This is a genomic window from Bradyrhizobium sp. 164 (assembly GCF_023073715.1).
Taxonomy (GTDB): domain Bacteria; phylum Pseudomonadota; class Alphaproteobacteria; order Rhizobiales; family Xanthobacteraceae; genus Bradyrhizobium.
The window spans coordinates 261,548-274,966 of record NZ_JADPKA010000026.1; the positions used below are offsets into that span (position 1 = coordinate 261,548).

General features: G+C 60.1%; 14 protein-coding genes and 2 pseudogenes. 8 read left to right on the top strand and 8 right to left on the bottom strand.

All coding sequences use genetic code 11. The features are described 5' to 3' along the window. Positions 1 to 39 precede the first annotated feature (39 nt). The 6 genes from IVB01_RS09250 to IVB01_RS09275 all read left to right on the top strand — a co-directional run bounded on the left by IVB01_RS09250 (position 40) and on the right by IVB01_RS09275 (position 4,746). Positions 40 to 459, top strand: coding sequence for a CopG family transcriptional regulator (locus IVB01_RS09250; RefSeq protein ID WP_247415325.1), 420 nt, complete (start codon positions 40 to 42; stop codon positions 457 to 459). Between the two features lie 5 nt (positions 460 to 464). Further along, on the top strand, positions 465 to 1,643 hold the full coding sequence (locus IVB01_RS09255; RefSeq protein WP_247415323.1) for a PHB depolymerase family esterase: 1,179 nt from the start codon (positions 465 to 467) through the stop codon (positions 1,641 to 1,643). A 285-nt stretch (positions 1,644 to 1,928) separates the two neighbouring features. Continuing rightward, positions 1,929 to 2,234, top strand: coding sequence for a hypothetical protein (locus IVB01_RS09260; RefSeq protein WP_247279954.1), 306 nt, complete (start codon positions 1,929 to 1,931; stop codon positions 2,232 to 2,234). 233 nt (positions 2,235 to 2,467) lie between these two features. Then, positions 2,468 to 2,812, top strand: a complete 345-nt coding sequence (locus IVB01_RS09265) for a DUF1236 domain-containing protein (protein ID WP_247279936.1) — start codon at positions 2,468 to 2,470, stop codon at positions 2,810 to 2,812. A gap of 91 nt (positions 2,813 to 2,903) precedes the next feature. Continuing rightward, positions 2,904 to 3,326 (top strand): hypothetical protein, encoded by a 423-nt coding sequence (locus tag IVB01_RS09270; RefSeq protein WP_247279937.1) that lies wholly within the window; start codon positions 2,904 to 2,906, stop codon positions 3,324 to 3,326. Between the two features lie 241 nt (positions 3,327 to 3,567). Beyond that, entirely contained in the window at positions 3,568 to 4,746 is a 1,179-nt protein-coding gene (locus IVB01_RS09275) for an MFS transporter (protein ID WP_247279938.1), read from the top strand. An 895-nt stretch (positions 4,747 to 5,641) separates the two neighbouring features. On the opposite strand, the gene IVB01_RS09280 is transcribed toward IVB01_RS09275, so the two are convergent. From IVB01_RS09280 to IVB01_RS09315, 8 genes and pseudogenes are all read right to left on the bottom strand, one after another. Further along, positions 5,642 to 5,932 carry a hypothetical protein gene (locus IVB01_RS09280; RefSeq protein ID WP_247279939.1) on the bottom strand — a complete coding sequence of 97 codons (291 nt, stop codon included), beginning with the start codon at positions 5,930 to 5,932 and terminating at the stop codon, positions 5,642 to 5,644. 669 nt (positions 5,933 to 6,601) lie between these two features. Next, positions 6,602 to 7,036 (bottom strand): hypothetical protein, encoded by a 435-nt coding sequence (locus tag IVB01_RS09285; protein ID WP_247279955.1) that lies wholly within the window; start codon positions 7,034 to 7,036, stop codon positions 6,602 to 6,604. Between the two features lie 1,061 nt (positions 7,037 to 8,097). Beyond that, complete coding sequence (locus IVB01_RS09290; protein ID WP_247279956.1) at positions 8,098 to 8,421, bottom strand: low affinity iron permease family protein; 324 nt, start codon at positions 8,419 to 8,421, stop codon at positions 8,098 to 8,100. An 815-nt stretch (positions 8,422 to 9,236) separates the two neighbouring features. After that, positions 9,237 to 9,407: a hypothetical protein gene (locus IVB01_RS09295; RefSeq protein WP_247279940.1), complete on the bottom strand. Its 171-nt coding sequence runs from the start codon at positions 9,405 to 9,407 to the stop codon at positions 9,237 to 9,239. 41 nt (positions 9,408 to 9,448) lie between these two features. Next, positions 9,449 to 9,628, bottom strand: coding sequence for a hypothetical protein (locus IVB01_RS09300; protein WP_247279941.1), 180 nt, complete (start codon positions 9,626 to 9,628; stop codon positions 9,449 to 9,451). A gap of 61 nt (positions 9,629 to 9,689) precedes the next feature. After that, positions 9,690 to 9,929: pseudogene (locus IVB01_RS09305) on the bottom strand (hypothetical protein); the annotation flags it as partial. Between the two features lie 144 nt (positions 9,930 to 10,073). Beyond that, positions 10,074 to 10,304: a hypothetical protein gene (locus tag IVB01_RS09310; protein ID WP_247279942.1), complete on the bottom strand. Its 231-nt coding sequence runs from the start codon at positions 10,302 to 10,304 to the stop codon at positions 10,074 to 10,076. 37 nt (positions 10,305 to 10,341) lie between these two features. After that, positions 10,342 to 10,623, bottom strand: coding sequence for a hypothetical protein (locus IVB01_RS09315; RefSeq protein WP_247279943.1), 282 nt, complete (start codon positions 10,621 to 10,623; stop codon positions 10,342 to 10,344). A gap of 357 nt (positions 10,624 to 10,980) precedes the next feature. On the opposite strand from IVB01_RS09315, the pseudogene IVB01_RS09320 reads away from it, so the two are divergent. Together IVB01_RS09320 and IVB01_RS09325 are read left to right on the top strand one after the other, a co-directional pair. After that, a pseudogene (locus IVB01_RS09320) lies at positions 10,981 to 11,329 on the top strand (transposase); the annotation flags it as partial. Between the two features lie 235 nt (positions 11,330 to 11,564). After that, entirely contained in the window at positions 11,565 to 13,205 is a 1,641-nt protein-coding gene (locus IVB01_RS09325) for a cytochrome b5 domain-containing protein (RefSeq protein ID WP_247279957.1), read from the top strand. Positions 13,206 to 13,419: the final 214 nt, after the last annotated feature.

A 13,419-nucleotide genomic window follows, 5' to 3' on the forward strand; every position in this document is an offset into this window, starting at 1 on the left:
CTAGGCGCCATCCACGGGGATGGTCAATGGATAATTTCGATGTATGACAATGTTCGCGACCTGCGTCCCAAAGCCCCAGACACCGAGAAAATCACGATCAACCTTGGCTACGTGGACCTCGGCCATGTCGATCTGATGGTGCAGGAAGGGTTCTATTCGAACCGCACTGATTTCATTCGCACGGCCATCCGCAATCAGCTCGAGCGGCATGCAGATGTTCTCAAGCAGTCGACGGCCAGACACAGCTTGGACCTCGGGCTACGCAACTTCACCCGCCAGGATCTCGAAGCGGCTCAGCGCGCCGGCGAGATGCTGCACATCAACGTCCTCGGCTTGGCAATCATCGCCCAGGACGTCACGCCCGACCTGGCACGCGCCACCATCGCGTCGGTCTCGGTGCTCGGAGCCCTCCATGCCACTCCCGCGGTCAAGGCCGCTCTTGCCGACAGAACGAGGTAAAGCAGATGCTGAATCGAAATACGATCCATGAGGCCACTCGTCTCACGCGTGCGGGCAAGTTGGTCGAGGCCACTGCGCTTCTGCAGCGCATGCTCCGGGGTGAAACTGCCGCAGAACCGTTTGATCGCGCGGGCCCTCCGGCGCCAGCGCGGCTGGAGCCGCCGACCATCGAGGTGAAGGCCGACGTGGTCGGGAAGAAGGAAAGGCGCCCAGCCACGCGGGCCGCTTCCGCGCAGCGGCGCGGACGGCCCGCGCCTTTGGACAACATGCAAGAGTTCGCTGGCCTCGGTCTGCGAGGCCCGATATTGCGCGCTCCTCCGTCCATGTCGGATGTCGCGCCCGACGGGACGCAATTCATTGCCGGCACATTCCGCAACGCGGCCGGAGTTCGAGCCTACAAGCTGTTCATCCCGAGCCGCTCTCGAGGAGAGCCCCTTCCCCTCGTCGTCATGCTTCACGGCTGCACCCAGTCGGCGGACGATTTCGCGGCCGGCACACGCATGAATTTTCTGGCCCGGAATTGTTTCGTGGTCTATCCCGAGCAGCCGAGCGCAGCCAATCAGTCGAAATGCTGGAATTGGTTTCGTACTGGTGACCAGGAACGGGATGGCGGCGAGCCTTCGCTTATCGCGGGCATCACCCGCCAGGTCATGCAGGATCATCGGATCGACCCAAAGCGCGTGTACGTAGCGGGGCTGTCCGCCGGCGGCGCGGCGGCTGCCATCATGGCTGCGACGCACCCCGACCTCTACGCCGCCGTTGGCATCCATTCGGGCTTGGTTTGCGGAGCTGCCAGTGATCTTCCCTCCGCTCTTGTCGCCATGCGGCAGGGAGCCCGTTCTATCATTTCCCATCGCGGACCGCAGGTGCCGACCATCGTTTTCCATGGCGACCGAGACACAACGGTGCATCCGAACAACGGCGACCGTATCGCCGAACAATCGGGTAATGCGTCGGATTTCAATGCGAAGGTCATCGGTGGAAAAGTGCCACACGGGCACGCGTATACCCGCACCATTCTGACCGACGTGAGCGGGCGCGCGGTCTCCGAACACTGGAATGTTCACGGCGCAGGCCACGCTTGGTCGGGAGGAAGTCCGGCGGGATCCTACACGGATCCAAGCGGCCCGGATGCAAGCAGGGAGATGCTTCGCTTCTTTCTCGAGCAATCGCTCCCGACTTAGTCGGCATCAGGTTGATGCCACTAGAGCAAGCAGAGCGATTGCAGAATGAATTGGCGCGGCCCGGATTGAAGTTTGCTGAAGCCGACTGGCCGTGATCTTCACCTCGATTGAGCGCGTGCGTCCAACGGACGCTCGCGCCGATCGCGCTACGTCTTCCCGGGCACTCAAATCGGTGCTGGCGCGCTCATATTTGATGCCCGGCGCGCGGTGCGGGGAAATGTGGCAGACGTTCCAAAGTCGGAACATCGCGCATGACGGGAAGTTAGTGGGGTAGGAGCACCCGTGATGGGCCTGAAGCGAACGATCAAAAACCTCGGCCCCTATCCGTCGCTCCTTCTATTGGCAGTACCCACGGCGACGGTCGAACCGTTGAAGCTTGTTGCGTTGGCGGTTGCCGGCAAAGGCCATTGGATCACCGGGACCGCGATGATCGTCGCCTGCTATCTCCTTAGCCTGTGTGTCGTCGAAAGGCTCTTTGTGATCGTCAAGCCGAAGCTTTTGACGCTTCCGTGGTTCGCCAAGTTGTGGAATGCCGTCACCTCGGTTCGCACGGCTATTTTTGCGCCTTTTCGTAAGCTGCGCGTGGATTAGGGCTCCGACGCGCGCGACGTGCTGTCCCGTATGCGAGGGTCGTCGCCACAACCACACCCATGAGGTGCGCCGCTACGTCGAGTGCCGCGCCGATGGCGACGGGGTGAGGCTTAGCCTCTCCGTATCATCCTGTGCTCGCGCGGGCAAAAGCGGCAATCGTGCTGCCGCGCGTCCGGAACCTTGCCACCATTCGCGGGTTCATGCAGGCTGCATGCTGCGGCGAGGAGATATGCATGAAGAAGCTGATGCTGACGTGCGCGGCCGCCGCGCTGATCTCGACGGGCGCGATGGCCCAGTCCACGGTGGTCACAACCACCGGGACGAGCCACGCCGCGGCCGTGCAGATCGAGCCGGAATACCGCACGAAGATCCGGAGCTACGTGACGGAACACAAGATCCGTCCGGTAGAGAGCCGCGAGAAGATCGTGGTCGGCTCGCCCGTGCCGCGCGAGCTCGAGCTCGAGTCCGTGCCGGCCGAATGGGGGCCCTCTCTTACGAAGTATCGCTACGTCTACTCCGGCGAGCGCGTGATGCTGGTGGACCCGTCGACGCGCACCGTGGTCCAAGAGGTGGAGTAGTCCTCGAAGGCGGGCCGCTGAAGGAAGCGGCCCGCCTTCAGCCACGTCCGGACCGTCGAAATCGATTCCCTTCATTTGCAAGCGGCTGTCCATGCCGATCATCCGTTATTTCGCGTTCCTGAGCGGGCTGCTGCTGGCGCTGCTCTTCGCAGCGGACCGGTACCTGCCGGCGCCAGTCGAGCGCGCAGGCGCGGCCGACCCCGACAGGACGACCATCCGGATCAGCTCGGCAAGGAGCCTTCCGGAGAAGATCGTCTTCGACACGCGCCCGCGCACCGATGTTCCGGAGATGGTGCAGGCCGAGCCGACGGCCGAAGTACCGCACCAGGCAATGCGGGAGGCCCTGGCCGCCATGCCTGCTGCAGCTCCCCACCAGATCAAGAAAGAACCGCGTGCCCGCACATCTACTGAGGCGCGTCCGCATGCAAAGCGGTTGGCGAAATCGTCGAGCCGACCGCCCGAGCCACGGCTGGCCTTCGAACGGTACGACCTCTTTTCCGGCGGGTGGTGGTGAGCGGGACGATTGATCCCGGGTACAGGAAAAGGCCGCGCCCACCGCGTGCGCGGCCCTCGTTCCGTTCCAGATGGGCCGGAGTCACCAGTGGGATGATGCCAGCGGTGCCGCACGACCGGATACGAGCGATAGTAGAAGAGCTTGAAAAGGCAGATCGACTAGGTGCAATGAACGGTGTTGCAAGTTGGGTGGAGAGCTTGGCGTAAAACACCGGCGAAACCGATTTCAGTGGCTTTAGGCTGTGGCTGGACCAATCGCCTATATTGCTCTTTACGGCGCCCTGTACGCTGCGTTCGGTGCGGCATCGCCATTCTGGCCTAAGCTTTTCGAGACGAGAGCTCTGACGCCTCAGCAGATCGGTTCAATCCTCGCTGCGGCAATGTTGGTGCGGCTTGTCTCCGGTCCGTGTCTTGCAAGGCTCGCCGACGTCCTCGGTTCATTGCGCCTTGTGCTCGCAAGCTGTGCCGTGTTGGCGGCCGGAGCGGCAGCTGCCTTGGTCTGGGCAGATGGATTTTGGTGGTTGCTTGTTCTAGCGTTGGCTCAGGCTGCGGCACTTGCTCCGACGACCTCGATTGCGGACGCGTTGTCAGTGAATGCAGCGAAACCTCAAATGGGCGGAAGGCCATTTGAATACGGCTGGATACGGGGTTCGGGCTCGGCCGCCTTCGTCGTGGGCACGATCGTCGTTGGACAACTGATCGGTCCTGCTGACCTCATGCCGGTTATCTGGATGAATGCCAGCCTACTGATCGCAGCGGCCAGCGCGACGGTGTTTATGCCCGCTGTTAACGCTCAAGCCGCTCCACCTGCGCCGCCGGCATCGTTGGCCTTCGGTGAGGTAGGTGCTCTTTTGGCGATCCCGCGATTTCGGATCCTGATTTTGGTTTCCGCTTTGGTCTATGGAAGTCACTCGATGCACGACGCATTTGCCGTCATTCGGTGGAGCGACGCTGGAATAGGAACTTCCGTCATAAGCGTTCTGTGGTCGGAAGCGGTGGCGGCAGAAGTTTTGGTCTTCTTTTTCGTTGGTCCTCGGTTGATTGAACGGTTTGGCGTGCGTGGTGCGGCCATCTTAGCAGCCGCGGCCGGCATCATACGTTGGCTGATTGAGGGAGCGACGACTTCTATTGTGCTTCTCTCAATGATTCAGCCCTTACACGGGTTGACCTTTGCGCTGCTCCATCTCGCTTGCATGGACATGATGAGGGCAGTTGTCTCCCCGACGGTAGCCGCCACCGCCCAAGCCCTTTATGCCCTTGGTTCAGGCCTCGTTACCGCTGCGTTGATATCGCTGTCCGGCATTCTTTATGCTCGATATGCAGGAGCTGCGTTCTTGCCGATGGCAGCTCTCTGTGCATTGGCCCTCCCGTTGGCTTGGTACGGCTTTGCCGACCAAAGGGCGCGATGCGGCCCCGTTTGATCCAACAGGTCCAACTGCCGGCGCACCGGCATCTTTATCGGCGCAGCGCGCGCGGCACGACGCTACGCTTGCGAATATCGCCAGGTGACGAAAAGGCGCCAGTTGGCAGGAGGCGCTTGTGGCGACCAGTCCAATGCCGATCAAGCGCGAGACTTATATCGGGCGGGCGCGTCACTCCGAGTTGCACAGCATCCAGAACCTACCTGTTACTCTCTTAGCTGAGCGGCGTTACCGCCGCGCGATGACATACCCGATGAGGAAAGCGACGGCCAGCGAAGCTAGAGGAGCTTCCCTGACCACGTCACGAACAATTTGGGACCACGCGCTGTACTGTTGGCCTTGCTCCAGAGATTCTCGAACGTTGCGCCCCACCTCCCGCACACTCTCTGATACTTGCTTTACTGTGGACATTGACGCCGCTTCGTACTCGTCGGCAGAACTGCGCGCGCCAGACCGCGGCGCTCACCAAGAAGAGCGACGAATTCGCAAAGCGGCTTCCAGCCTGGTCATCCACTTCCACCGCTCTTGCCCGTAAACGCCAAGCGTATTCGAGACCGAAACCAAGGCGATCCCTGCCTCGGCAACCTTCAAGCCGAGTAGGCGAAGCCCCACGTTGCCACCTTTCTGTTTTGGCGCGGCCGCTATCGGTCACTTGAGCGCCGCTGGCGTGAACGTGTCGGTCCACAGCCTTGGAAAGGTGTGTCAAGCATCGTGCGACTTCAAAGCACTTGTCGGATCCTTCTTGCCTCATCCAACCGCCCACGCGATTTGCGAAGGTCGCAATGTTCTCCACGTTGAGCCTGCAGCTCATCTGGGCAAGGGAAAAAATCATGATGCGATTGTCTCTGTCGCATCATGATCTGCACTCAAGGCCGATTTGGTGCGAGTGTCTGTATCACCCTTTGCGCTTGCCGAGCGTGTGAGAAGAGTTGGCGTTGGATGGATAGTATAGACGGTTGCAATCATTTACACCCTTCTTTTGGATGGCTTCAGCGATTCCTGGCGTTGAGCTCACGCGCTGAGCTTCGACGCGCGCCATGTCAGCGCGTTTCACGCAGTCGACATATGGCTTATTTCCTAACCAGTCCCACTGGCCGGCCGAGGCTGGAGAGATTTGTGCAGAGCCAACAAAGGCGCCTAGGCTGAGCGCGGCGGCTAGAGCTAGAGCGAGGCGAGAAGATTTCATTGTCGTGATCCCTGGTTTTTGCGGCTGCTCGATTGCAGCGCGGGGGGACCATCCCATTTTTCGATTCAGCAACTCTATAATGTTCGTCACACTTCGCGACGATGACCATGAGGCGTCATCTCGGCGCGCGTATGCTCACATTGCAGATGAAGGAGATCAAGAGCCGCTGCCCTCGGCTGTATTCAATGAATTGGCGCCATCATTCGACGGTTCGATTGGAACGCCGAGTGGGGACATAGCAATGTTGTTTCCGCTTTCGTCTCTGTTTAAGTCTCTGACGGTCCCCCCCGATTTGGCTGCGGCTGCGGGCGAGGCCGGGGATAGAGGTTCAGTTGTCCGCGTAATAGACCGAGTAGAAGGTCGCCTATTGATGCTGTGGACGGCTCCTCCCGACGCGAAGACGGTTTAGGGTCAACCCTCTTCGTCCTTCCCGACTCCACGCCGCGAAGCCTGAACGTGAAATCGACTTTGTGGGGATCGCTACGGGGATTTTGCTGCCCGCTTTGATATGGCCCTTGCGCCGCTCGTCTCTCGACACGAAGCCAATGCAGATGGCCCTGAAGTGAACAACGCTAAAACCGTTGCCACGTCGGCTCTCCGTGGCACACGATTTATGCCATTATTCCCTATCGGGCGAGAATCGGACATCGCAAACGTCGGCAGGCGATTTTAATGCGCTAGGAATATGAAAGCGGCAATCAGTGCTACCATGCTCGCGAAGATCAGCAGTGCCGGCACCGATTTTCGAGTCATTGGCCCCGTCGAATGGCGTGCAGGCGACTGACCGGGTTGAACTCTGAGCCGTCTCTGTGACCGCACGACTTTGCTCTGTGTCATTGGCGTCCGAGCCTTTGGTTCCGGAGCTGCGCCTACACCTCCCATCTCGCTGTAATAAGCGCTATATACTTCGCGAACGGCCAGGGCCGTGGACTCGACCTCGCTCATGATCTCGAGCCGGGCTCGATAATTGGTCAGAAAGCTTTGGGCGTTGGACGGTAGGTCATCGAAACCACCGAGCTTGGCCATCATGAGCCAAGTGGCGAAATCCGCCTCAGCCTTCGTGCGAGCTTTCTTGGCGATATTGGTGTTGGAGCTAGAGGACATGGTGGTCCGCTTGGTTTGAACGCGGCCGCGAAGCTGGTTCATCGACAGCATCCGCGCCGCGCGAACGGCAATTGGCAATCCAGTCACAATAATGACGGCGCGGGAGAGTTCAAACGCGAACCCTACCAACTAGTCGGCTTCTGGCCGCGGTTGAAGCCGGCCGAGCAGGCTAGCCAGGGTAGGGCGCGCCTCTGCTGACACCACAATGGCAGTAGCCAACATTGAATCGTGGTCCAATTCGACTCCAATTGTCACGCTCTCAATGTATGCTCCGCGACGCACTTACGACAGTGAGCGCGATAACAGCATCTGCAGACTCATCTTGCAATGTCTGCGGATATCCGCTCCTCTACACTCCCCAGTGCAAGTAGTTAGAGCTGCATAGATTTCAGCTGAGTGTCTGAGCGTCGGCATGAATTACTACGGCCACTTGCTACAAGTTAGTGGCTTCCCCAACGCTGGCTCGAGCTGAGCTTGGCCGCGAAGGCGCCAGTGCGCGAAGGACGACTTCGCGACTGCATTTTGCATCGGCGCAGCCGCCGACAAGCGCAATGAGTTACTTGGGCGGCTTCATGGTCGCTGATCGCTTCGCTGCTGGCCTGCGCGAGGTGATCGCCTCTACCTTCTTCAGCGTCTGTGCAAACTTAGATCGGAGATACTGTTCATGCTCCGGGTCTTTAGGCTCTGAGAGGAATGCAACCTTCACGAGGAAGCGGTTCAGTAGCGATGCTATCGCAAGGTTGTCCGAGTGTTGCGAGCGCAGGGCCGTGAGTTGCCGACGCATCTCAATGAGATCGATGGTTTCGCGGTCTGACTGCCTTTTTCAAATGAAACTCGCGCGAGAGGCCTACAGCCCAGCGGAAGCCACCGCGACGAGTATGGTGGCGCGACGGCTTCGACACTTGGGGACCCGGACCAAGGGCAATGTCCGGCGATAAAAAGCTAGCGCTCCGCAGCTTCGCTGCAATCAAAGTCTGCAGTTAAGCTTGATGCCGCGGTGGCGGGTTAATTCTGGAACCTGAAGGGAAGAGCGGTCAACGTGATTCGAGTGCATCATTAGCTCACGACGTACGGACCTGTGCTCGCTCTCGCTCGACTTCCTCGGCGTCCCTGTCATCGATATTCATAAGTGAGTTTTTGGCATCGTCATGAACCTTCAGGAGTCCGTCGAGCTTCGCATGAATGGCCTGTGTGTCGCGGTGCCCGGCGCGCTGGATCACGAGGGTCATTCCCCAGGTCGCAAGCGTGGCAAGCGAGTGCCAGTCCCGTCCATTGCCGAAGATGATCCAAAGCGCGGCATAAAGGAGAAACACGGCGAACGCGCCTGGTCGCGCGGCAAGCACGCCGATATTGGTCAACCAGGCTCGGACTTCGCTCGGGGCCATGGCGATCAACGTACCGCTGCTTTTGTAGGTTCGAGAGAGGAGGCGCGCTCGCTCGTTCTCCCGGAAGCATCCGGTAGCCGTCGTGCTTCACCTCACGAATTCAGTCCAGTCCTGACGAGACCTGCTTACCGCTGGCCGCCAGGCAGAGCTCATACGCCATGCGCATGCGGGGAAAATAGGTGTTGAGGTAGGCGATTGCGAATCGAGTTCGTGGTTCCAATGTTCAGAAGCGAGCAGAACGAATCCGTCGAGCTCGATTCCCTTGTCGATCCGCGCCAAGCACCTCCAGCGGCCTCGGCATCGCCCCCTCAACGCATATAGTGCTGAGGCCGCATTTCTTTCGCGGCGGCAGGCACACGCGACCTTCCTGATACCGTGCACAGAAGGAACCTGTGTTCCTTGAATGGCGGCAGCACTCCATACATTAGCCGTAGATCGGCCACAGCGGGCGGGTTCGCTACAAAGCAGGACCCGTCCCGACTGTGGACAGGGACGCCTGACGACGAGCATCATCTGGTAGAGTGATCCAATGGCTGATCAACGCACGCCCGTGCGCCGCGCCGCGGCCGGTATCGGTTCAGAACCCGCTGAGAAGAACAATGTTGGGGAGGCACTCGATCATGTGTTGCACGAGGTCCAGGCCGCGCGGCGTGACCTCAGTATGACTCGCTTCTGCCTCCAACAGGCAGAAGCCGTTCGCAGAATAGATCGAGCCGCAACCACACTCGCTGATCTGATGCAATCCGGAAACCGCATAAACAAGGACCCCCGGGCCTACCAGCCGTTTCAAAGGGAAGAGGCGTAGTAAGGCCGCCTCATCGTTGCTTCTTGCCTGCTCGCTTTTTCGATTTCAGGACGTCGGCCTGGCTTTGGAACGCGCGTGCTAGTGCCTGCAGTTCCTCGGACACCCCGGCATCTGCAGCCGACTTTGCTGCGCGCGCAGCCTTTTCAGCTTGCTTGCGAAACTGTTTGATTTCCTTCGCCATGGATCAGTCTCCTTGTGGTTCCCGATCAGGCCGCCAGAAGATTATATCATGTCGCCGCCGCTGCGGAGCCGAACATAGGTCCCGCTCTCGTGCAGATGCAGCCAGCCGCGCTCAATAGCGAACTTTAGGCCGGCACCGACCTCCTCGCCGCTGGCTTTGAGCGTGTGGAGGAACGGTGCGTTGATTTTTTCAATATGGATGCGGCCGTCCTGGACGGGCACGACACTGGCGGCGAGCTGGACGAGCTTTCGGGCGGCGGCTTCCGGTTTGGCGTGGGGACGTTCAGCGGCAAACTAGCGCTCCTGGGGGATGGACCCACTTACAAGGCGTGATCTGCCTTGTCTCGGTTAGCTTGACCATGCGGGGAGGTGGCGCGTACCGGGCGGTGCGACATGGTCGGCATCTGAGGGAAGCTTCCAGCTTCCAGAGCGGCGTATCTTTCGGCCGGCGGATGGCCTCTAGCGGGAGACTGGCGCGGGTCTTACAGCGGGCGCACTCTACCTCTAGCCAGCCAAGTCCGCCATATATTGAATAGGAATTTGCCCGAATATGAGAGCGACCGGTACAAGCAAGGTCCGGGCGGCGTCTCTGTTGTCGGTTCATCGGGCAAACCGGAAGCAACCTGCCGAGTCGCCGAACGACGCTCGTGGACTCCGTTGCGTTGATTTACGCGGCACGTTCCTTGTTCGACTGTTCCTGTACGGCGGTCGCGGTTTCTTCCAACCCCTTTTCGTAATTGCCCGCCAACCTCTCAATACTGTCGGCCCACATCCTCAGCATTGAGACTTGAAAGTGCATAGTTGCCTTCAAGGCATTCATACCGATTGCAGTCGCTGCGCTGATGGGACCTTGTTGGTCGCGCGCGAAACGGTTTTCGTTAGCGGTCTCGTCTGCCATGCGTTTCTCTCCCTCGTTTTGATGTTCTCGCCGTAAGCTATGTGGTGGGTTGTGCCCTGCGTGACTCTAAGCATTCAGCCAAGACTTGATCTGCCGCGAGCCTCGCACGTCGGTCGTCGTGCAGTTCATCCAGTTTTTTTAAGTACGCGACGGCCGCTATTTGCAAGAGATCGAAATCATCTCGACCCGAATCACGAACATTGGCGACGTAGCGATAGAGGGCAGAACGCCTATTATCGTTCTCGCTGATGCCGCTGTGGAACAGCAAGTAATTCCGCCAAGCGAACGCACACGCGCCTTCTATGGTCTGAGAAGTCATGGCCACCTCCCAAAGCCCAGAGAAAGACTGACGACCCGTTTCGTTCCTGGAATCTCTCAGATGTAATATTGTTCCGTAGCTGCGCTGCAAGGTGTTTGCACCGTTGCGACGTCGATGGTGTAGTCGGCAACTGTCGATATCGCATTCGGTCAATGCGATTGGGTCCGAACGGCCTTGGAGCGCACGGATTTCGAGTGGCGGGTTTGCTCGAATGATCGTTCGTGTGTTCGCCAGAAAAATGAGACTGCACTACGTGCGAAACTTCCGCTTCTGATGCTGTGGACGGCTCCTCCACGGGCACGAGAGTGCCAATGATTGGGCGCCGTTTGAGGCTCCCACGATTCGGAGGAGCAGCGCATGCAGTTAATTTCGACGATCGGTCTGGACATCTGGAAAGTCGGTCTTTCAAGTGCATGGCGTCGATGCAGCCGGCCAGGTGGTGATTCGGCGCCAACTCAAGGGCCGTTTCATGCTGTCGTTTTTTGAGAAGTTCCCGCCGTGCCTGGTGGGGATGGAGGCTTGCGCGCCATCCCACTATTGGTCCCGCGAACTGCAGGCGTTGGGGCATACGGTGCGCTTGATGCCTCCGGCGTACGTGAAGCCCTACGTCAAGCGGCAGAAGAACGACACCAAGGACGCAGAGGCGATTTGCGAGGCGGTCACGAGACCTAACATGCGGTTCGTGCCGACCAAGACGGTCGAGCAACCCTATCCCGATAGGCAGCTCGAGCATGCTACTGCGGGCTCGTTGGCGATTGTGAAGCTAGCACGTCCGGTTCCGCCACAAGCTGCTTTATTGCTGGTCAACCCGAAGCTACTCTCGAGTTAATTCGAGCGGCACCCACCGTGCTCCGCCACGAGCTGGGTAATCGGTGCGTTCGCTTACTTGGCAAGGGCGACAGATGCGGGCAGTGATCATCGGCGCAGGAATGGGCGGGTTGATGACGGCGTTGGCGCTGCGGCAGTCCGGCGTCTTCGCCTCGGTCGATGTCTACGAGCAAACCAAGGTGCCGAGCACTGCAGGCGCCGGGTTGAACGTACCGCCCAACGGGGCGCGAATATGTCGTTGGCTGGGCGTTGACCTGGATGGCGGGGATCCCAGGGGCCCCGACGGGGTGATCGACGGTGGCCGGGCCGCAATTCTGGAGTCGACAAGGCAGTTCAACGCCGATGGGACGGTGACGCAGAGGCCGTTCGATCATGTCACCGCCGCGGGCGACGGCGCCGGCTTCCATCACATGCACAGGCTTGACCTGTTGATGTGTCTGTACAAGCGCGTGTTCGAGTTCGGTCCCGAAAGCGGGGCGCCGTGCCCGATCACCGTGCACATGGACTGTCGGCTGACGCAGCTGCATCAGACCGCGGGCGAGGTGACGGCGAGTTTTTCGAATGGTCGAAGCGCCGCGGGAGAGGTTCTCGTCGGCGCCGACGGAATCAACTCCGCCACCTTGCAGCTGGCGTGGCCGAACCCGCGTCCCAAGCGGTGGACGGAGGTGACCTGCTTCCGTGGACTTATTCCGCGGGCGGTGGTCGCCTCGCTCCGCAAGACTGACGGTAGCCCGCTGGACCACAACCCCATCCACTCCTTCAGCATGGACCGGCACCGGAGCGAGCGGAGCGGGGCGACAACGTACTGGGTGCGCCGGGGCGAGTTGTTGAACGTGTGGATCGCCCGCTATGAGCCGGACTCTGCCGCATTCGAGCAGGAGGAGGGCGACTGGTTTCCTGTCAGACACGAGGAGATCGTTCGCGATGTGGCTGAAGCATTTACTGGGCACCCCAGCAGAGACGATCTGCTCGCTTTGGCGGGCGCGATCGTTCGACCTACGAAATGGGGCCTCTACGATCGTGACGCCCTCGAAACCTGGGTGCAAGATCGTATCTGTCTGCTCGGCGACGCGGCGCATCCGATGCTTCCGACGTTCGGCCAGGGCGCCGCGCAGTCCTTCGAGGACGCCGCCGCGCTCGCTTGCGCGTTCACCCTGCACGGCCGCGACGTGGCCACAGCACTGTTGCACTACGAACGCGTGCGGCATTATCGCGCGACCCGATTCCAGCTCGGCTCCAAGTTCGCCTTCGATCATTTGCGGGCCAAGGACACCGCTGAGCAGAAGGCTCTGCTCGAAAAGATCGACGAGCGGGTGAGCCCGGCATTTGCCCACGACAAGCGGGGCGGTGAGGACGACTCCTGGATCTATGCGTACGATGCCCGCAACATCGGCGCCGAATTGCCTCCCAAGAGATTGGGGCCGTGGGACTTCCGCCGCGCCGCAAAGGCCAACTACCCCGCGATCACCCGCGAGTTCTGGACACCGGCTGCTCCCGCCAGGGCTCCACGCCCGGTCACGCGCGAAGAAGTCGCCCTGCACAAAACGCGCGACGACTGCTGGGTCATCATCCGGGGAAAAGTCTACGATATCACGGAGTGGGCACCCCATCACCCCGGTGGCGCAGGAATCGCCCGCATGTATGCCGGCAAGGAAGCTACTGCCGAATTCGGTGACTATCACAGTCCTGAAGCTGTCGCCCACATGTCTCATTTCTGTATCGGCGACCTCGTCGACGCTCCAACACCTGCGTGACTGGCCATCACTAGCTCGCCGACCCAAATCGGACTTCAGGGTTGACCATAAGCCATGCGCCAGTGAGGACGGGGGTTGGGACGCGAGGGTCGCTTTAGTCAACATATTTGCTAAACTGTGCAGGGAAATGGAAACGGGTGGATCAGCACAACCCGCCGGCGATGCCGCTGAAGAACTTCGTGAGTGGATCGGGTTGAGATCCCCGACAGCCAAG